The organism is Candidatus Erwinia haradaeae (assembly GCF_900698855.1).
Classification (GTDB): Bacteria; Pseudomonadota; Gammaproteobacteria; order Enterobacterales; family Enterobacteriaceae; genus Erwinia_E; species Erwinia_E haradaeae_F.
The window spans coordinates 1,054,360-1,077,356 of record NZ_LR217698.1 but is presented as its reverse complement, the minus strand read 5'-3'; the positions used below and the strand labels follow the sequence as shown (position 1 = coordinate 1,077,356).

Sequence of the window (22,997 nt, the reverse complement as noted above, 5' to 3'; positions counted from 1 at the left end):
AAATATTATATCAATAGATGCAGTATTAAGAAAAACATGATTTGTATCAATTAGTCATATCCTTTACATTAATGCAATACATGTTTTCTAGAGGAAAATTTAGAGACCTAGTATAGAAATTCAAGGCTGAATAATAGGTTTTAATGTCAAGATAATGAGTAACTTCAAATCTTGTGATAAAATTTTTTAAATTGATTCTAAACTAATCAGTTGACACACTGTAATATACAATATAAATTAGTAATATTATGAATAAGTCAATATAGATGTAAGCGACCATATTGAAAACAAATAGATCTTCTACGTTAAAATTAAAAATAAGATAATAAAAATAAGATAATTATGGTAATATCTTAAATCTAATTTAATCTTAATTTATCTTTAAGATAAAGATAATCAGACAGTAGTTTCTATATATTCTAATTATTTGATCTAAAACATTAAAATAACTTTCAATCTACTCTTAATAATTAATGGAATTTTGGTTAAGATATAATTTAAGAAACAATTGATCTAAGAAATAAATCTAATGAATTTATTTAGAAAAAATCGTTACTAAACATATACATATAATTTACAAAAACATTAATGTAAATCTAATTTTATGTTATATTATGAAATCAATATCATATAAGAAAATAGATATAAAATGACCTTTAATATATAAAATATATCTAAATATACGTAATCATATTTAAACATGTGTTAGAAGAAAAATTCTTTTTAAAAAATTTCTATTATCAATACAAATATCTATAAAATATATACAAAATCTCCTAAAACGGTATCTGCAATAATAAAATATAAAATTTCATAATTAAAAAATATAGTAAACTTGATTAGTAAATCTTTGAATAATCAATAAGCCATTCGCTCATTAAAATATTTCACACACAGTAGATTATGAATTCCAATCACGGTTAATATTATGTACTAAAAATATTCATTTTTAATTATTTAATATTTTATTTAGAAACGTAACATTAGTGCCTGTTTAAGCAATAAAATAAGATTTAAATAAATATTTGTAAGCTATCTAGATAAATAAATTTATTTTATAGATATAAAAAGATGATTAATTTATAGCCTAATTTCGAAATATAAATAAAACATAAATTTATTAAAATTTAAATTAATATTATCAAGTTCTCATGCACCATACAAAACTAACGATGTGATCTTTGTATAAGTCTTATTTTTCTTAACCAAGAAACATAAAAAAAGAAAAATAAAAATAACATAAGCTCATTTTTTTATATAAAAACTTTATTTATTCTTAACAAATTAAATAGATTTGATTTTTTAACTACATTTACAATAAAAATATCACTATCAAAAAATTTTTTATCTTATCCTCCACGAATTAACTCCCCCGTGAGAAGATTACGTATTTCGGATGGATGCAGATGACCACTAGTTTGACCTACTAATACTGGAATATGATTACCAATATTTTCTATCACTTCGGATTCGCGACGACATGGAAGAAATCCCGTTAAATTAGCGCTTGTTGATACTAATGCTGTATTACAAGATTTGCATAAAGCAATTACAGTGGGATGATTACTAACACGTACTGCAATTGTAGTAAATTGCCCTCTTAGCCAGAATGGAGTTGTACGGCGAGCTGGGACAATCCATGTTACCGGTCCAGGCCATCGTGAAAACATGTAAGATCTTTGATCATCAGATAATTCCTCATCAGCAATCCATGGTATAAGTTGTTTATAATTTGCAGATACTAGAATTAAACCTTTTTTCATTGATCTTTTCTTTAAAGCAAGAAGACGTTGGACTGCTATCTGACTATTAGGATTACAGCCTAATCCAAAAACTGATTCAGTAGGATAAGAGACAACCATTGACTGAGATACATATCTTGCACATTCCATTAATGAATGAATAATGGGACTCATGTGTGCTATGCTCCAAATTAAAATTTCATAATAAAATATGAAAATAAAAGTTATTTATATAATATAATAGACTCATAAATAAATAATAAAAAACCTAAATACATCAATTAAAAACTTTTAATAAATAAAAATTCAAAATATTTTACGAAAATTATTTTAAAATATATTATATAATATATATATTATAGATTTTTATAATAAAAAATTATTATATATAAGGTTTTTATCTCTGCGCAAGATAAAAGTATCTCATGAGAAATAATTCAATATTTTATATACATTTGAGAAATAGCACTCTATACAATACATAATTGATATTATATTTAAATTTACTAATATAGTTTTCTGAATTATCTTCATATGAAGATTTACTTTTAAAGCAAAATATAAAATTTTTGACTAAAAAAAATAAAATCTTTTTTAAATTAAAAATTAATTATAGGAGATCACTCACTCTTCTATTTATAAAGCATTTATTATTTATTTATAATGAATATTCAATATTAATGTTTATGAAAAATATAATAATATTTTTTATAAAAAGTCAGATAGAACTTATAGGACATAAATCAATACACAATTAATTTTATTTTTTTTAAAATATTTAATTTTAAATCAAACGCATGTTTGAAACATATTTATGCAATAATGTTTCATGTCACAACTGAATTGTAGTGTTCATATTCAATGTGTAATATCATCACTATGATCAAATAATAATTCTTCCATTTTTTGATAAGCACCTTCGCACCCAGGAAGGTTAAACAAAACCATTAGAACCACCCATTTAAGATCATCCAGATTAAAATCAAGAGTATCTAAAGCCATAATACGTTCAATAACCATTTCACGTGTTTTGAGGTTTAAAACTCGAATCTGTTCTAAAAACAAAAGAAATCCTCGGCAATTTACATCTAAACGCTGACTTTCTTCTTGAGTATAAATACGCATAGAAAGTGAATCAGTAGTTAAAAAAATTGGAGAAATCAATTCATCTTGATAATCTACTAATTTTTCCAACCAGATCAAAGCATTAAAAATATCTTCACGATGAAAACCTGCATCCGATAAATCATTAGTTAACTTATCTTGATCCACGCACATTTCTTCCTGATTATGAATGTAAGTTTCAAACAAATACATAAGTACGTCAAACACTTTATACCCTCGTGACCTAGAAATAATGGATGGGTATAGCCCTATCGCTATGCAGCTTACTCTAAGTGTTTTAGAAGTTTATTGTCCAGGATTGCAACATAGAGAGTTCTGACACATGAATCTATGATATTAATAGATATTACTTCATCTCATGTGTTATCTAACGCAGAGTAAAATAATAATTTTTTATTTCATTCATCAATTAAAGTAATAATTGTAATAATTATTTTTAGTCCAAACAATAGTTAAGAATGTCTTATTGAAGATAATGATACTATCAAAAAACTAAAATAACCATAAACAGTAAATATGCAATACTATTTCAAGATTAATGGATTAATCTATTACTTTCTGGATTTAATTAGAATAAATATAAAGATAGCTTACAACCGACTATCTCTTAGAGATGTTTAATTTAACAATCATAACAACGATTAAAAATCTTAAAAATTCATTAAATTTTGATGAATACTCTACAACAGTACAAACATTGTGCTAAAAATATTGTTTAGAGATTTAGAGATGAAGTTATTTATTATGATAGCTAGTATTAATTATTTTCAATGAATTTGTTATTAATATAAATTAATTAATTTATATTCATAATTTAAATCAAACATAAAAATATTTTTAATAAAATATATAAAAATCTTTTATAAAAATAAAAGAAAAATATTTTATTTATCTAAAATGAATAGATAATATATAAAATATATATATTATCCATAATATATACAATCTTATGTTTTTAATAACAACATCAACTATATGAAATAATAAATATATAAATTATATTAGAATATAAAAATATTTTTTATATTTTAACTATAATTACTTGTTTATAAAATAATTAAAATTATTATATAAATAATAAAGTTTTTATTGGTTAAATAGAATTTTTATTAAGCAATAATATCTTATATTAAATATTAATACTGTATCATTTAGATAAAAATACCTCTAACATAGAATTAAGGAATAATCGTCCTTTTTGAGTGGTTTGCCAAAAATTATCCGTTTCTATTAAATAACCTTTCGTAATTAGTATATCAAGAGGAGCTCTAATACTATGTTCTAGTAAACCAGTGTAACTTCTATATTCATTTTTAGGTATAGGTTCCAATAATCGGAATCGATTTATAAAAAACTCGAATGGCTTGTCATGGTCACATACTTCTGATAATTTATATAAATAACAACCAGACATAAATTTACGAGGATGTTTAGTTTTTTCGGTACGAATAATAGAACCATTTAATTGAGTAATTTTTCCATGCGCCCCACAACCAATACCAAGATAATCCCCGAATCGCCAGTAATTTAGATTATGTGCACAGTAGTGCCCTTGTCTAGAATAAGATGAAATTTCATACTGTTCGTAACCAGCAGCATGTAACAACTGATCTCCTTTTTGAAAAATATCCCATAAATCATCTTCATTAGGTAATGAAGGTCGACATCTGGAAAATAATGTATTTGGCTCAATGGTCAATTGATACCATGAAATATGTGGAACATTTAAATTAATTGCTACTTGCAAATCTCTTAATGCTTCTTTCTTTGTTTGGTGCGGAAGACCATGCATTAAATCCAGATTGAAACTATTTAAGCCTAGTGTATTTGCTAGAATTATGGCCTGTATTGCATTATTTGAATAATAGGTACGATCAATATGTTGTAAACTTTTTTGATTAAAACTCTGAATGCCAATTGAAATACGATTTACGCCAGATGCTTGATAACCATCAAATCGATTTATTTCCATTGTTCCAGGATTAGCTTCTATAGTAATTTCTGCAAATGGAGAAACATAAAGACGGGTGTGTACTCCCTCAAGCAATAATTGAATACTTTTTTCACTAAATAAACTAGGTGTGCCTCCACCAATAAAAATATTATCTATTTTCCTTTCAGATATTAAGGAGATATCATTCGACAGATCATTTAGTAAATGACGTATATAATTTTCTTCAGGTATTTGTGTTTGTGAAACAAATGAATTAAAATCACAGTATGGACATTTTTTTATGCACCACGGCATATGAATGTATAAGCTTAACTTAGGGAGATTAGGCATTTTTCTGATTCTTATTGTTTAGATCCATTATTCTAGTCATCGTATAAACTTCAAGTATTTCTTATCCTTTAGTTAGCACATATTGTTGCTTTTTATTTTTTTATAAATGAAATTTAATAGAACATTTGATAATCAATCCAATAATGTTTAATTCAATATTAAAATCACTATTTAATAATACAATGTTATCTATCATGTAAAATATATTTAATGTAATCAATAGATAAATTACCTATTTTCGATAAAATTAATAGTTTCAATAATAGATACATAATGTTTGGACAATCATTTAGTAAATAATTAAACCAGATTTATTAGTCTATTTTAATATTTTATTCTTGTATTTATAATACTTAACTATTATAAAATTTATTCTTTATATTAGGTTAATTAAGTGTTGATTTAATAAATACTTTATTGGCATCAATAAGGCCTGGTAAAAGATCTAATATCGCAACTATGTTTATTTAAACCATACATATGAAATAAAATTATCTATTAAAAAATAAATTTTTATAATACAATAAATAAAAATTTTCTAATATAATATAGAAAAATAAATTTTTAGCACATAACATTTTAATATATGGTTAAAAAATGAGTCTAATCTTTAATTTTAGTTCTGGACCAGCTATGTTACCTAGAGATATACTTAAACATGTTGAAAAAGAACTTAAAAATTGGCGAGGTTTAGGCATATCTGTTATGGAGATCAGTCATCGCAGTAAGGAATTTATTGATATTGCTGAAGAGGCTGAATATAATTTACGCGATTTACTTAAGATTCCAATGAGGTATAAAATTTTATTCTGTTCTGGTGGAGCGCGAGGGCAATTTTCATCAATTCCTTTAAACCTATTAGGGAAAAATCCTCAGGCAGATTATATTAATACAGGATATTGGTCTAGAAATGCTAGTATAGAAGCAAGAAAATATTGTAAACCCAATGTTATTAACGCGACAACCTTGATGCAAGGATATCGTTCTGTTCTTCCAATGAACGAGTGGAAAGTATCAGAAGATTCTACTTATGTACATTTTTGTCCTAATGAAACTATTGATGGAATCGCTGTTCATGAACAACCTAATTTTCCTCATCATACTTTAGTCGCAGATCTGTCATCTACTATTTTATCAAGACCTATTGATGTAAGAAAATATGGTATCTTCTATGCTGCTGCACAAAAAAATATTGGTATTTCTGGTTTAACATTAGTAGTTGTGCATGAAAGTCTTTTAGATCAAGCATGTAATGGATTACCATCAATTTTACATTATAAAGTATTAGCAGAGAGTAATTCTATGTTTAATACTCCTCCTACTTTTTCTTGGTATATATCTGGTTTAGTTTTTAAATGGTTAAAAAAAAAGGAGGACTTAACGAACTAGAAAAAATAAATAAAATTAAAGCAAATCTCTTATATAATACTATTGACGCCAGTGCTCTTTATTATAATGATATAGCTATATCCAATCGTTCGTATACGAATATACCGTTTTATCTTCTAAATAAACAATTAGAAAAACCATTTCTTTCTGAATCATTATCTGCTGGTTTATATGGATTAAAAGGTCATAAAACAGCAGGAGGTATGCGTGCGTCACTTTATAATGCCATGCCACTTTCTGGTGTAAAAAAATTAATTGATTTTATGCTAGATTTTGAATATCGACACCACAGATAAGTCATTTGAATTATTTGCTTTTGGATAAAATAAAAAATTTTTTTAAATCTATAATTTTATTATTTTAACATATTATTTTAGAATTTAAGATGACGATAGTGATTTAAAAATTTTAAATAATTAACTTGTTTTTTTGTTGATAAAAGACTAAATATAGATACGATTTTGTTTATTTTATAATCTTTGAAAAAAGATAAAATTTTGCCATCAAACCTAAATGAAATTCTAAAATATTGATAGTAAATAATTATTCATAATGCTTTAAATATTAATTAATATATGTAAGGTACATATCAGCACCAATGAATTCCATATTTGATGAGATTTGATTTAAAAATGTTATAAGTGACTGAATATTGCTGGGTCTATTGTTTTTTTATGATAAAGTATCAATTTTAATGTGATTAATAATCAAAATTATTACAATTTTAAAGTATTTTTTTTGAAATTAAATTTCATTCATTATTCTATTGAAGTAAATACTCTAGATAAATCTAAATAAATAAAGATTCTCATATAAGTGAATAAGAAATAATGAATTATTTTAAATAATCTTTAAATTATTTTTTTATTCTTTTTCTTTTTTTAAAATGTTATATTTTTGAAAATAGAAATAGTTACTTTATTTCTTTTATTTACAATTTATTAATTAATATTAACCTAATACAACTAAACATATAATTTAAATAGTTACTAATAATAAAATTTATGATTTATATTTTTATCCTCATATTAATGCTAACCCTATTATAATATTTCTTTTATATTATAATTTTTGATTCGTTATATTATTTTAATAAAACTAAAAAACTAATCTTTAAATTTATTATCTATATAAAGAAGATAATTTAGTAAATTTGCGAAAAAATCATTAATCTCGGTGTTTAACATAAAATATTACAAAATAGAATATATAAGTCATATAAGTTATATATTAAGATACAAAAGAATTTATATAGAATTATTACTCAATTTATATAAAATAACGCCCCTAGAATAAGAAATTCAATTGTTTCATTTTTTAAAATTCAATTTTTTTAAAACAAAATGATTATAGAGATCATTGAGCTATAAAATCTTATCTATAAATCCAATCTCTACACTATTTAATATTTTTATAAATGTTTCTTCATCAATATATGATTTAGAAGTTTAATCAATATTTTATAGAACCTATCACGATTTATAATTCAGTCACCGTGATGAAGTATATTCATAATAGATTCAAGTATGATTAGGTAAATTTAAGCGTTTTAGTTAAGGAGAAAGCTAGATGATCAAGATGATACCTGTCATAACTATTGATGGTCCTAGCGGTGCAGGGAAAGGAAAATTATGTCAAGAAATCACCAATATTTTAAAATGGAATTTCCTTGATTCTGGTGCCATTTATCGAGCTCTAGCGCTATTAGCATTAGAAAATCAAATAAATACCAATTCTGAAGAAGATCTTTGCATAATTGCTATGCATCTTAAGATTACTTTTTATTCTGAAAATGGAAAAGTACAGGTTATTTTAGAAAATAAAGATATATCTGAGAAAATTCGTAGTCAAACTATTAGCAATCTAGCATCAAGAATTGCTATATTACCTCGTCTTAGGGAAGTTTTGCTATCGTTTCAACGTAAGTTTCGTGTATTACCAGGACTCGTTACGGATGGTCGTGATATGGGATCAATAGTATTTCCTGATGCATTAGTTAAAATTTTTTTAGATGCCAGTTTGTCTGAACGTGTAAACAGACGCAAGCTACAGTTGCAGAACAATGGCTTTAGTGTTAATTTTAATAACCTTGTAAATCAGATTCAAGAGAGAGATGAACGTGACTATTACCGCAGTACTTCTCCTCTTCTTCTTGCGCCTGATGCACTCAAAATTGATTCAACCAATATCCCAATGAAACAAGTACTTAAAATTGCTCTTAGTTATGTATATGAAAAACTTACTTTACTATAGATCTGAGGAATGTTCATTGAATCTGTAAAAAAGTTAGATAGTACAGAATCATTTATCTAATTCTATGTGATGGATACCATGGATCATGCCACAAAATTCTACCTGTCAGGATGACAGGGGATGTTAAATTTAAGAATCCTGAAGATTACCAATTATGACTGAATCTTTTGCTTTACTATTTGAAGAATCTCTAAAAAAAATTGAAACTCGACCTGGCTCTATCGTTCGTGGTATAGTGTTATCCATTGACAAAGATGTTGTTGTTGTTGATGCAGGTCTAAAATCTGAATCTACAATCTCTACAGAACAATTTAAAAACACATCTGGTAGGCTAGAAATCCGAGTTGGTGATAAAGTGGATGTTGCTTTAGATGCAGTAGAAGATGGTTTTGGAGAAACACTATTATCTCGAGAAAAAGCTAAACGCTACGAAGCTTGGATTGCTTTAGAAAAGGCTTATGAAAAAGCAGAAACTGTTACTGGTGTGATCAATGGAAAAGTTAAAGGGGGGTTTACAGTTGAACTAGCTGGTATTCGTGCATTCTTACCAGGCTCCTTAGTAGATGTTCGTCCAGTTCGTGATACGCTGCATTTAGAAGGTAAAGAACTAGAGTTTAAAGTTATAAAACTAGATCAAAAACGAAATAATGTTGTAGTATCTCGTCGATCTGTTATCGAATCAGAAAGTAGTGCAGAACGTGATCACCTTTTAACTAATTTACAAGAAGGATTAGAAGTACGCGGAATAGTTAAAAACCTTACTGATTACGGTGCATTTGTTGATCTAGGTGGCGTTGACGGATTACTTCACATTACTGATATGGCGTGGAAGCGTGTAAAACATCCTAGTGAAATTGTTGTTGTTGGCGATGAAATCTTAGTGAAAATTCTAAAATTCGATCGTGAACGAACTCGTGTCTCATTAGGCTTAAAACAAATGGGAGAAGATCCATGGGTAGCTATTTCTACACGTTACCCAGAAGGCACTCAATTGATTGGTCGTGTAACAAATCTAGCAGATTATGGATGTTTTGTTGAAGTTGAAGAAGGCGTTGAAGGTTTAGTACATATATCAGAAATGGATTGGACTAATAAAAATATCCATCCATCTAAAATTGTTAATGTATCGGATACAGTAGAAGTGATGGTTCTCGATATTGATGAAGAGCGTCGTCGTATCTCTCTTGGTCTCAAACAATGCCAGGCCAATCCTTGGAAGAAATTTTCTGAAACTTATAACAAGGGCGATCGAGTTATAGGAAAAATTAAATCCATTACAGATTTTGGTATTTTTATAGGCTTAGAAGGTGGTATTGATGGTTTAGTTCATTTATCTGATATTTCTTGGAATAATACAGGTGAAGAAGCTATACGGGATTACAGAAAAGGTGATGACATTGCTACTGTAGTTTTACAAGTTGATTCGGAACGTGAACGTATTTCTTTAGGCGTAAAGCAATTAGTAGAAGATCCATTTAGTAATTATCTTGTATTAAATAAAAAAGGCACTCTTGTGAATGGGAAAATCACATTTATTGATTCAAAAGGTGCTACAGTAAAATTAGATGATGGTGTAGAAGGATATCTTCGTTTAATCGAAACAACATCAGAACATACAGAAAATTCTGATTTTATATTCAAAGTAGGTGATTACATTACAGCTCAATTTAATGGTGCAGATCGCAAAAATCGTATAGTAAATCTATCATCTCGATCCAAGGATAAAATAGATGAACGAGATAATAGTAATCTTGTTAACAAAGAGCAAGAGGGTAGTAACATTTCTAATGTAATGACTGAAGCCTTTAAAGCTGCACAAAGTGAATAAAACTAGTTTATACAATATTGTTTTTAGAAAGAAAGTTGAGTTATCACAATTATTTTAATTGGTAATTTAACGGAGGATTTTGTGACCAAGGCGGAACTAATTGCAAGGTTAGCTGAACAACAATCGCATATTTCAGTAGAAATTATTGAAGATGCAATACACGAGATACTAGAACAGATGATTGGTATACTATCTAAAGGTGAGCGTATCGAAATTCGAGGATTTGGCAGCTTTTCTTTACATTATCGCTCATCTCGTATTGGTCGTAATCCTAAAACTGGGGAGAAAGTACAGTTAAAAGGAAAATCTGTACTACATTTTAAACCAGGAAAAGCATTACGTAATCGAGCTAACCTTAGTGATTAATTTAGTCAATAAGATTTAATCTTATAGTATTCAATACTAGAAAACCTGGATTTACACTCAACATTTATGATTGAAATATTATGATCATACTTATATTATTGGAGTTGTAATTGATAAGTTGTGTTGGGTGATCCAGGAATTCTAATTGTTACTTTGTCTGTAAAATTTTTAATACAGTATTTTTAAACGATTAAGTCACTATTCATCACATATAAGACTTTATATATATTAAAAATATAAATTTGTTATATAAAGTAACATATATTATATAATTAAATATAAAACTGAATGCTAATAGATTTTTATTAAGTAAATTTCAATAAAGTAACTACCTAAAATATATATAAATTATTTCTAAATTATTCAAATGTGTTTGATTAATAGCTTTATGTTATTTTTTATATTAAAATTTAATTTATTAATTCGATGTTCATAACCCAGATAATGACAGAAATACAAATGAGAAAGGTATTAACCTATTTCTTATCGTAAAAGGTAATTTGAGTAAATTTTTTAATTAAAAATTAAATTATTTCAATATCTTTGTTATCTGATTGTAAGGTTTGCTTATTCTATAATGAGTTTTATATATAAAATATAATATTTTTGAAATATGTAGATTATTCAAAATTATTATTCGTACAAAATCAATATAGCTAATAAAATTATTTATATTTATAAATATAAATAATTGAAAAAATATTAAAAATCAAAAATAAAATTTAAGAATATAAATTCTGTTATTATTTTGATATCATATTGTATAAGTGATTCAATGTAATTGATTTACTTAGAGCTGAATTTCAGATTAATGTTATGCAATCATAACTTATATTGTAAAGATATTGTTATGATCTTATATTTGTTTAATAAATAAACATACGATTTTATCTAGTACAATTATCTATAAATTATGTATAAAAATAAAATTAATTATTAATTTTATATTACTAATATGTAATATTTTATTTTTTTTAATTCAAAGTAGTACAATTACAGATGACAACATGACTAGTTAATAAATATTCAAGATTCGTTAATTTGCAATTCTATAGAATGTATATTCAACAATATACATTTAAGTTAATTACCTAGAAAGATTACTTATTATATCTGATATCTGGTGATTTTTCTTCTTTGCGACTATATAAAAATGTTTTCTATTATTAATCTAGAAAAATTTCTTTTAAATCAACGCTCTGTGTTGATAGCTTATAGCGGTGGCTTGGATTCCAGTGTTCTTCTTCATCAATTAGTTCAACTACGTGACCGATCAAGTGATTTTAACCTTCGGGCGGCTTATATTGATCATGGGTTGCATGATTCTTCTAAACTCTGGATTGTTCATTGCCAAAATCAGTGTAATATTTGGAAAGTGCCTTTGGTAGTACAAAGTATTCAAGTTAATATTAAAAAATATGGATTAGAGTCTTCAGCACGTCAAGAACGTTATAATGCTTTGTATAGAATACTCTTATCAGAAGAGGTATTACTTACTGGTCATCATCAAGATGATCAGTGTGAAACGGTCTTGTTAGCATTAAAGCGTGGTAGCGGTCCGGCTGGTATAGCAGCAATGTCTCCTCAACGAAGTCAAAGAGGTAGGCACCATTTTCGTCCTCTTCTGACTTATACACGAAAGGCATTAGAAGAATTAGCCAACCACCATGGTCTTATCTGGATTGAAGACGAAAGTAATCATAATATGCGTTATGATCGTAATTTTTTACGTTTACAAGTAGTGCCTTTACTCAAAAAAAGGTGGCCATATTTTTCTAAAACAGTCTCACGTAGCGCAAGATTATGTGGTGAACAAGAACGCTTATTAGATGAATTCTTATCAGAAACATTAAATTCTTTAATAGATTCCTCTAATTCATTAAATTATATACCATTATTAACAATGAGCTATGCTCGTCGTTCTGCGTTATTACGTAGATGGATTTCTTATCAATACAATGGTGAGTTGCCATCTTGCGATGGATTGCAACGAATATGGACAGAAGTAATAATGAGTCGTCCAGATGCAAATCCATGTTTAAAAATTGGATTGCGAGAAGTTAGGCGTTTTCGTTCTCGATTATATTATATAGAATCGAGAACGTCACTGATTGATGTTAAGTTATTATGGGAGCGACCTTGGAAACCTCTATTATTACCTGATGGATTAGGTCAACTGACTCAGTCTTCAAATGGTATAGCGTTGCGTTATCCTGTCACAAATATTAGTGTTAACATACGTTTCTATTCATGTGGAATATATAAAATCCTAGGTCGTTCTAGGAGTCGTTCGTTAAAGAAAATATGGCAAGAGTATAAGATTCCACCATGGAAGCGTACACGCATTCCTTTAATTTTTTATGGAGAAGTTTTTATTGCTGCTGTTGGTGTATTTATAACTTTAGATGGACTTCCTAAAATAGATCAGAAGCCATGGTGTGTTTCTTGGTCAAGTTTATTGCTAAATAAAAATTAATTTCATTATTAAAAAAATAATCATTCTAATTTAATAAATCAAAAAGAATAAATATTAATAAATATCTATAAAAGAGATCACTTATATTAAATATAAATATACTATTACCAATATAGTTATGATAATAACTTACGTGTAAACTTGAAAACCACTAGAGAAGTTTATACTAACATTATACTAAAAATGAATAATAATTTTTTATTAATGTAATATATAACAATCTTTTTATAAAACAATACAAGAAATTAATTATAGAAATTTTATCTATCAATTAATACATAATAAAACTGTATAAAATTGATAAAAATTATGATAATATTACAACTAGAATAACTCCTACATTAAATCAATTTTTGAGTACAAATGTAGTATGAAAATACTTTTTGATCATAAAAATAATAACATATTTTAGTGTCAATTTAAAATTGAAAGAAAGCTCTATAACATTTATGTGTTATAGATTTTTTTAGTATGAGTCGATTTAATAGCTTTTATCATGACTAAAAATCATGTATATCTGTGATTCATGAATTTGATGTTTTTATTAGTTAGAAAACTTAGTGTTAATGTAACAATTTAAGTTTGTATGTTCATATATTATGATATCTTTAATTTTAAAATCAAAGAAGTAATTCTCTCAATTACTCTACCTCAAAGTAATTTAACAAAAAATGTTTGTATAATTGATTTTGAATGGATAAGAATTATAATAATTTTATTAAGCTAATTTATTTTTCTATATAAAAATATAATTTATTTTATTTAAAACCTAAATTAAATGAAAAAGACATGTTCATGTCAGTTGTTTCAATCAGAATAAAAGATTATTATAGGATAATAGAGATTATCTATGATAATATCATGTTATATGATTTAAAATATATTGACTCACTCATTAAATATGAGTGTAATTATGAGTAATATTTTACAATACCTTTCTTTTAAAGGCCCCTTAGCTCAGACGGTTAGAGCAGGCGACTCATAATCGCTTGGTCGCTGGTTCAAGTCCAGCAGGGGCCACCAAGATTTTAATTTGTAATCTATAAGTGAAAAATGATTATTTTAATATAAAAAGATTATCCCATTAATAGCCTATCTACAGATAGGTAAATTGCAATTTATTAATACAGCTAATTTTTTTATATTTTTATCTGATTGATTTTTAATTTAAATAGTTTATTTACGATAAAATTTATGATTTTAATCAAAAAGGTATTTCAAATCAATTCTTAATAAACTGGTGAGAGTGGTTTTTAACCTTTTTCTGTAATTACTAACATTAAATTTAATCGATACAATAAATGATTTATATTAAAATTTAATAGATATTAATTGATATTATCTAAAAAAATGTAATCTATTTAACTGGAAGAAAGTTTTATAAATCTAATTATTTTATAATAATTAAATATTTAAATGTCATTTCTTAAAACATTTACTTCCTTAAGATGATTTGATTATTATGAGACATAAAATATGTTCAATAATTTAACTGAAAGTTTATCACAAGCTTTAAAAAAAATGAGAGGTTGCGGTAGATTAACTGAAGATAATCTTAAAGACACCTTACGTGAAGTTCGGAAATCATTATTAGAAGCAGATGTTTCTTTACCGGTAGTTCGTTCATGTATTAGAAATGTAAAAGAACGCGCTATTAATCAGATAGTAAATAAAAGTCTTACTCCAAGCCAAGAGTTTATTAAACTAATGAAAGATGAGCTAACTTTGGTAATGGGTGAAAAAAATGAAACTCTTAATTTAAAAATTGAACCTCCAGCAGTAATTCTTTTAGTGGGTCAACAGGGTTCTGGAAAAACTACAAGTGTGGCTAAAATTAGCAAACTACTACATGATAAATATAAAAAAAAAGTTCTAATGGTTTCCACTGATATCTATCGTCCAGCTGCAATTCAACAATTAGAAACTTTATCTAAGGAAATTGGACTTGATTTTTTTTCATCTTACTTAAATCAAAATCCTATTGATATTGTCAAATCTGCGCTTCATCAAGCTAAGTTAAGATTCCATGACGTTCTTATAGTAGATACTTCAGGTTGTTTATATCTTGACAGTTTCAAAATGAAAGAACTTAAAGAGTTATCTAAAGTGATTAAACCAATAGAGACGTTACTAGTGGTTGATGCAATGACTGGGCAGGATGCAGCTAATATTGCTCGAGCATTTAATGAATCATTGCAATTAACTGGTATAATTTTAACAAAATTAGATGGCGACGCCCGCGGTGGAGCTGCGTTATCGATTCGTTATGTCACCGGTAAACCTATTAAATTTATGGGCGTAGGAGAAAAACTTGAGGCATTAGAACCTTTTCACCCTGACCGAATTGCTTCGCGAATTTTAGGAATGGGTGATATATTATCTTTAATTGAAGATATTGAGAATAAAGTAGATCGAGTTGAAGCTGAAAAATTAGCGCAAAAAACTTTTAAGAATAATAACCTGGATTTTAATGATTTTTTGAATCAATTAAAACAATTTCGTAATATAGGTGGTGTTTCTAATTTGCTCAATAAATTACCAGGAATGAAGGAGGTCCCAGATCATATTCAATCACAGTTAAATAACACCTCTCTAAAACGAATGGAAGCCATGATTCAATCAATGACACGCAAAGAACGTCAATGTCCTCATATAATTAAGGGATCTCGTAAACGACGAATCGCTTTTGGCTCAGGTGTGACAGTACAAGATGTTAATAGATTACTTAAACAGTTAAATGATATGCAACAAATGGTACAAAAGATAAAAAAAGGAGGTATGGAAAAAATGATGAGAAATATTAAAGATATGATACCTACTAGTTTTACAAGACATTAATAACATATTGATAATTAATTAAAACTGTTTATTTGAGTAAATTATAAATTCATGAGAATTTGTTATATTTTGAATCTTTATATCAAAATAGTTTGTGATTGAGTATTAATGAAATCAATGGATTTCTAATCTCCATTTAATTTTTCTTACAGTTAGTAACTTTTTAATAAATATTAGACTGACTTTTGTCAATTGATAAAGAATAAATTGAGATTGATGATACAGAGATAGTTGCCATTTATATACATTATTTTGATTAACGGATGAGACGGGCTCGGGACCGATTATATGCAAGGATGCATTATATATTGGACTTGATTGAATAAAATTAATGAGTTGTATTAGGAAGGATTTTGCATGTTTTGTATCTTTATCTTCTACTTCAAAATATATTTGTTTAGTATATGGTGGAAGTAAAAATTTTTTACGTTCTAAAAGTGTTGTTTTCGCAAAAAACATGTAGTCTTTATTAAGTAAAGCTTGTAAAGAAGGATGTTCTGGATAACGAGTTTGGAATATGATTTCTCCTTTTTTTTTGTTATTATTTAAAATGTTTATGACTTGATGATAAAATTGGGAAAAATGCTCCAGAGCTTGAAAATCAGTAGAAAATAAGATACTATCTATCTCTGGTAGAGCTATTAACGTTACGTGTGAGAGGAAGCATTCCTGAAAAAGTTCTTTTGTTCCAATTAAAATATGAGCTTTACCACCATGATTAATTGTTAGTTGATCTAGAGATGTGCTAGTCGGAGTGGTTCTATCAGAATCAATACTTGTGACAGGGATGTGAGGGAATAATGTCTGTAAGTTAAGTTTTATCTGTTTTGTACTTATTTTAGTTGGTGTTAGGAAAACAGAGTTACAATGAAAACATTTCTTTGGTATATTTATTGTCTTTGTACAATAATGACAGCGTAGTTGGTATATTTTTTTATGTAAGGTGTAATAACAATCGCATTTTTCACATTTCATTATCCAATTACATTTATTGCATAACAGAGAAAGAGAAAAATCACTGTGATTTAGAAATAATAGTATTTGATTGTGATTATTCAAATGCAATGAAATTCTTTCTACAAGAAACTCTGATAAACCATTTTTTAAATAGGGGCTTTTTAAATCAATTAAAGTACGGGTCACGGAATTAGTGCAGTCTTGAGACTGCGTTAAACTTATTGCGTTATATTTGCCTAAATGAACATTATGCAGAGTCTTTAATGCAGGAGTGGCAGAGCCCATAATAATGGGTATGTTCTCTTTTTTAGCACGCAATACAGCTAGGTCGCGAGCATTATAATGCCAATCTCTTTTATCTTGATAAAATGGATGATGTTCATCATCAAGAATAATGAGTCCAGGTTGGTTCAAAGGGGTGAATAAGGCTAACTGAGTTCCTATAATAATAGCTATTTCGCCAGACCTGGATTTTTTCCAAACACTTAAGTGTTTTGTATGATTTAATGCAGAATACAAAACATCAATTGGTGCTTTAAACCGTTCTTTACATAGTTTATTCATCTTTAATACTGAACTAATTTTTGGTACTAAAATTAGTATCTGTTTTCCCTGAGAAAGTGTTTTTTCTATTATACGAAGATAGATTTCAGTTTTATCATAGTTAATAGTCCAAATTAATAACCAGGCGATGAAAGTATGATTCGATTTATAGATAGATTTAACAGCCATTTCCTGTTTTTCATTCATACGTAAATGCACATCATTAATGGAATAGGTCTTGCGCCAATCCTCTTTAAAATAAGTAATTTTTTCTAATTTACATAGATCTTTAGAAGCTAGTGATTGAAGAATAAACTCAGTGAGTTGATCTTTATTTTTTTGATAACTCAACAGTGGTCGATGATATAATGTGGTTAACAGTTTATCCTTCTTAGTATGTGTATGAAAACCATTAGATACTGTTTTACGTCCTTTAGAAGTAATTACCCATTGATATAGGGGCTTGTTTTCTATCAATGCTCCTCTACATAATAAACTTGGCAAGGCATGAAACAGGATTATTCCTAATGACAAATGATAGTATTCAGCAATCCAATGCAAAACTCGCCACAGGGTAGGATGATATAGTGACTGTGCATCTAATGTTGAATTTATTTTTTCTAGCTTCTTATATGGGAGTGTTTTATTATCTTTAATAGATATAGTTATACCAATTGCTTGGCGATTTTCAAAGGGAACGCGAACTCGCCCACCAATAATGACATTTCTTATATGAATAGGTACTATATAGTTAACGTTATTAGAATAAGGAATAGGTAAAGCTACCTGAACTACGGGCATGTTTATAATCCAGAGAAAAATAATCATTATTAATGCTAATAATAATATTATATGTCAAAATATAGAATATATATCAATAATTAAAATCTTCTTTAATTTAGAAAAAAGATAGATTGATTGCACTCTCAAATCTAAGCTTAATAGAAAGCTTTATACAATTTATTGTAGGTATCTATCATCATAACGATAAAGAGAATTTTAATTTTAATAAATTTTTAATATAAAAGTATACGAGTAATATTTCTTGCTATCTTATGATCTATAATATAACTAAGTAATTTTTTTTAAATATCTAGTAAGATGCGTGTAGGATCTTCTAATAAGCTTTTTAGTTTTTCAAGATAACCCACTGCTTCACGTCCATCGATTAGTCGGTGATCGTAAGAAAGAGCAAGATACATCATAGGTAAAATTACTATTTCACCATCAATTGCCATTGGACGATCTTTAATTGCATGCATTCCTAAAATAGCACTTTGAGGTGGATTAATGAGCGGAGTAGATAGTAACGAACCAAAAACACCACCATTGGTAATGGTAAAGGTTCCTCCAGTAAGATCATGATAATTCAGTTTATTATTACGAGCCTTTGTTGCTAATTCTTTGACTGTCTTTTCCATATCAGATATGCTTAAAATATCAGCGTTTCTTAATACTGGAGTAATAACACCACGCGGCGTGGATACGGCAATGCTAATATCAAAATAGTTATGATAAACTATTTCTGAATCATCGATAGATGCATTTATTTCTGGATAATGTTTTAAACTTTCTACTACACCTCTAATATAAAAGGGCATTAATCCTAAACGAACAGAGTGTTTTTTTTCGAATAATGGACCATATTTTTTACGTAAAGTTAAAATTGGCTGTACATTTATTTCATTAAATGTAGTTAACATGGCTGTTGTATTTTTAGTTTGTAAAAGACGTTCAGCCATTTTTTTGCGAAAAAGTGTCATAGGTATACGTTTTTCACTGCGATCCTGAGTGGTTAAGGATACAGTTTTTTTTTCATCTTGTGACCTAGAAGAGCTTAAAAAGGAATTAACAGAATGCTCTTTTATTTTTTCTTTTGAAACAAGGGTATGACAGTTATTATTTTTTAATATTTTTGGTTGTACGTCATTCTCATGTACGAGACGACGCATAGCTGGACTAAGAGATTGTACTTGCTCTGTATTGATATAATGCGTTTGATTAGACTCTGGGGAGTCTATTTGATCTGGAATATGAAAAGATTTGCATGGATTACTTGTTTTTAAGGAGTTAAATATTCCTAATATTTGATGCGCTTTCACAGAAGTATCTGTATTAACTATAATTTCTGTTAGAATACCATCATCAGTTGCTGGAATTTCTATAATTACTTTATCTGTTTCAATATCAACCAAAATCTCATCACGCTTTATTGGATCGCCAATTTTTTTATGCCATTTAGAGACTGTGGCATCAGATACAGATTCTGGTAGATCGGGAACGGTAATATTTATGCTACTCATTTTATTTCCTTAAGATTCTTTAATGGTCAATGCGTCATTTAATAGTTCTTCTTGCTGCTGGCGATGTAAAGATATATAACCTGTTGCTGGTGCAGCAGAGGGTGGTCGTCCAGAATAACGCAAGGTAGCGCCTAATGGTAGGGTTCGTCGGTAATGTTTTTTAATAAAATGCCATGCTCCTTGATTTTTTGGTTCTTCTTGACACCAGATAAAATCTTTAACATGGATATATTGTTTTAATAAGTTTTTAAGGACTTGATCAGGGAAAGGGTAAAGTTGTTCGAGGCGCAATATAGCAACATGAATATTGTGATTCTGACGTCGTCTCTGCAATAGATCGTAGTACACTTTCCCCGAACAGAGTATAATACGTTTTAATAATGGTATTGAAAGTTTATCCACCTCCTTTATTACTAGTTCAAAAAATCCAGATACTAGATCTTCTAGTGAAGAGACAGCCTCTGGATGACGTAATAAGGACTTAGGCGATATTACTATCAAAGGACGTTGTAGTTGGGACAGAATTTGACGTCGTAACATATGATATAATTGAGAAGGTGTTGATGGAATACATACTTGTATATTATTTTCAGAACACATCTGTAGATAACGTTCAAGGCGAGCAGATGAGTGTTCTGGGCCTTGTCCTTCGTAACCATGAGGAAGAAGCATTACTAAATTAGATCGACAGCCCCATTTTTGTTCACCAGAACTAATGAATTGATCGATAACCACTTGAGCGCCATTAGCAAAGTCACCAAATTGAGCTTCCCAAATGGTTAAGTTATCTGGAACTGTTATAGAGTAACCATATTCAAATGCTAATACAGCTTCTTCTGAAAGAACTGAGTCCCATATATCAAACTTACCTTGATTTTTATTGATATGTTTTAAAGGACAGTATATTGATCCATTTGATTGATTGTGAATCATAGCATGACGATGAAAAAACGTGCCGCGCCTAATGTCTTCACCAGATAAGCGACATGAAATACCAATATTCAACAAAGTAGCATATGCCAGATTTTCAGCTGCACCCCAGTCAAACGGTCTATGACCAATCGCCATTTCGGAGCGATTTTTATAAATTTTGTTAATGCGCGCATGCGTAGTTATTTCTTTTGGAATTGTATTAATTTGTATAGCAAGCGCTTTTAAATAATTTATAGTGATATTGATTGAATCTTTGTAAGGCTTTATAAGATTAGAAATCGTTAATGATTTATTCACAGAATTATCTTTTTGAGATTTGTTTAGTATTATAGGAGCAATATAATCTCCTTTCTCCAATAAATCACGATTTCTTTGACACATCTCAAGAGCATCTTTCTGTGTAATTATTTGTTCAGATTTCAAATAAGAAGCATAAATTTCACGAGTAGTCGGATGATTTTTAATGATTTGATACATCATAGGTTGCGTAGCACTAGGCTCATCTGCTTCATTGTGGCCATGTCGACGGTAACAGACTAAATCAATAAATACATCTCGTTGAAAGGTGTAACGGAAATCTAAGGCTAGTCGAGTTACAAAGATTACCGCTTCGGGATCATCGGCGTTTACATGGAAAATGGGTGCCATAATCATTTTTCCAACATCAGTGCAGTAATTCGTCGATCTAGAGTCTTCTGAATTAGAAGTGGTAAATCCAATTTGATTATTAATAACAATCCGAATCGTTCCACCTACTTGATAGCCACGTGTTTTAGACATATTTAGCGTTTCTTGCACAACGCCTTGTCCGCTAATAGCTGCGTCACCATGAATAGTAATGGATAAAATTTGAGACTGATCTATGTTATTCAGATGATCTAAATGTGCGCGTGTCATTCCCATGACTACTGGATTAACAATTTCTAAATGAGAGGGGTTATATGCTAATGTTAAGTGTACGCTACCACTTTCAGTTTTTATGTGAGAAGAAAAACCCATGTGATATTTGACATCACCACTCCCTTGAAATACTGGTTCTTGACCAGAAAATTCATTGAAGAGGTCTTGTGGTTTTTTTCCCAGAACATTAATCAAGGTGTTAAGACGCCCACGGTGTGCCATGCCGAGAATAATTTTATGGGTGTTTTTTTGTCTAGCATGTTGAATTAGTACATTCAACATGGGTATTAATGTATCTCCGCCTTCAAGTGAAAAACGTTTTGCACCTGGGAATTGCGAAGCAATATAGCGTTCAAAACCTTCTGATTTAGTAAGATCATTTAGGATTTGTTTTTTTTCTTTTATTAAAAAGATATTTGGTTGTTTTATTAACTCTACTTGTTTTTGAATCCATTTTCTTTCATCTGAATCAGTGAGATGCATGTATTCTATTCCCACAGAACCACAATAAGTGTGTTTTAAGCTGAGATAAAGATCTGCTAACTTAATGTCACCTATGTCGTTAGAAAAGTAATGGCTTGTGTGTAGTGTGTGTTCTAGGTCATTATCGTTGAAGTGATAGTAGGATAGTTCTAGCTCTGGAATTCTATTTTTTTGATTTAAACTTAACGGATTGGTATTGGAGTTAAGGTGCCCAAATACACGAAATGCATTAATTAATTTCCAGATTTTTACTAGATAATCAGTTGTATTATACTTCTCGGTAGTATTCTGTGAGATAAAATAGTCTGTATTTAAGTCTAAAGAAGATTCCTTTGAGGAAAGATAAGTTCTTTTTTGATTGAAAGTAGTTTTGGAAATTTTCTCAAAAATAGAACGCCATGTCTGATCTACAGAGAATGGATTAGTTAAAAATTCTATATAAAGGCATTCTATATAGGCTTGATTGGCTCCAGTAATTCGAGAGGAATTTCGCCAGGACTTTATTGTGCTATTCTGCATTTGAATCCCTTAAGAATAGTTTGTATTTTATTTTATATGCGTATCATCTACTTTATTG

At 28.3% G+C, this 22,997-nt stretch carries 11 protein-coding genes, 1 tRNA gene and 1 pseudogene; 7 read left to right on the top strand and 6 right to left on the bottom strand.

What is annotated here, in order from left to right; genetic code table 11:
* Nucleotides 1–1,349 precede the first annotated feature (1,349 nt).
* From tsaC to hemW, 3 genes are all read right to left on the bottom strand, one after another.
* The gene (tsaC, locus tag HACICURT3053_RS03270) at nt 1,350–1,916 is read right to left on the bottom strand and encodes an L-threonylcarbamoyladenylate synthase type 1 TsaC (RefSeq protein WP_157992277.1); all 567 of its coding nucleotides are present in this window, start codon (nt 1,914–1,916) and stop codon (nt 1,350–1,352) included.
* A gap of 684 nt (nt 1,917–2,600) precedes the next feature.
* Nucleotides 2,601–3,074: a DUF494 family protein gene (locus tag HACICURT3053_RS03265; protein ID WP_174233917.1), complete on the bottom strand. Its 474-nt coding sequence runs from the start codon at nt 3,072–3,074 to the stop codon at nt 2,601–2,603.
* Nucleotides 3,075–4,014: 940 nt separating this feature from the next.
* Entirely contained in the window at nt 4,015–5,151 is a 1,137-nt protein-coding gene (gene hemW / locus HACICURT3053_RS03260; RefSeq protein WP_157992276.1) for a radical SAM family heme chaperone HemW, read from the bottom strand.
* 597 nt (nt 5,152–5,748) lie between these two features.
* Between hemW and serC the strand changes: the two are divergent.
* The 7 genes and pseudogenes from serC (at nt 5,749) to ffh (ending at nt 16,301) form a co-directional block, all read left to right on the top strand.
* Nucleotides 5,749–6,836: pseudogene (gene serC / locus HACICURT3053_RS03255) on the top strand (3-phosphoserine/phosphohydroxythreonine transaminase).
* A gap of 1,273 nt (nt 6,837–8,109) precedes the next feature.
* Nucleotides 8,110–8,793, top strand: a complete 684-nt coding sequence (gene cmk, locus HACICURT3053_RS03250) for a (d)CMP kinase (RefSeq protein ID WP_157992275.1) — start codon at nt 8,110–8,112, stop codon at nt 8,791–8,793.
* A 154-nt stretch (nt 8,794–8,947) separates the two neighbouring features.
* A complete protein-coding gene (gene rpsA, locus HACICURT3053_RS03245; RefSeq protein WP_157992274.1) occupies nt 8,948–10,621 on the top strand; it encodes a 30S ribosomal protein S1 in 1,674 nt (557 codons plus the stop codon).
* Between the two features lie 81 nt (nt 10,622–10,702).
* Nucleotides 10,703–10,987 carry an integration host factor subunit beta gene (gene ihfB / locus HACICURT3053_RS03240; RefSeq protein WP_157992273.1) on the top strand — a complete coding sequence of 95 codons (285 nt, stop codon included), beginning with the start codon at nt 10,703–10,705 and terminating at the stop codon, nt 10,985–10,987.
* 1,153 nt (nt 10,988–12,140) lie between these two features.
* On the top strand, nt 12,141–13,463 hold the full coding sequence (gene tilS, locus HACICURT3053_RS03235) for a tRNA lysidine(34) synthetase TilS (RefSeq protein ID WP_157992272.1): 1,323 nt from the start codon (nt 12,141–12,143) through the stop codon (nt 13,461–13,463).
* A gap of 946 nt (nt 13,464–14,409) precedes the next feature.
* Nucleotides 14,410–14,486, top strand: a tRNA-Ile gene (locus HACICURT3053_RS03230).
* Between the two features lie 453 nt (nt 14,487–14,939).
* A complete protein-coding gene (gene ffh, locus HACICURT3053_RS03225; protein ID WP_157992271.1) occupies nt 14,940–16,301 on the top strand; it encodes a signal recognition particle protein in 1,362 nt (453 codons plus the stop codon).
* A gap of 114 nt (nt 16,302–16,415) precedes the next feature.
* Here the strand turns inward: ffh and priA are convergent, their stop codons facing one another.
* The 3 genes from priA to HACICURT3053_RS03210 form a co-directional block, all read right to left on the bottom strand.
* Nucleotides 16,416–18,602, bottom strand: coding sequence for a replication restart helicase PriA (priA, locus tag HACICURT3053_RS03220; protein WP_162297796.1), 2,187 nt, complete (start codon nt 18,600–18,602; stop codon nt 16,416–16,418).
* Between the two features lie 284 nt (nt 18,603–18,886).
* Entirely contained in the window at nt 18,887–20,104 is a 1,218-nt protein-coding gene (sucB, locus tag HACICURT3053_RS03215) for a dihydrolipoyllysine-residue succinyltransferase (RefSeq protein ID WP_157992269.1), read from the bottom strand.
* Nucleotides 20,105–20,113: 9 nt separating this feature from the next.
* On the bottom strand, nt 20,114–22,939 hold the full coding sequence (locus HACICURT3053_RS03210) for a 2-oxoglutarate dehydrogenase E1 component (RefSeq protein WP_157992268.1): 2,826 nt from the start codon (nt 22,937–22,939) through the stop codon (nt 20,114–20,116).
* Nucleotides 22,940–22,997 lie beyond the last annotated feature (58 nt).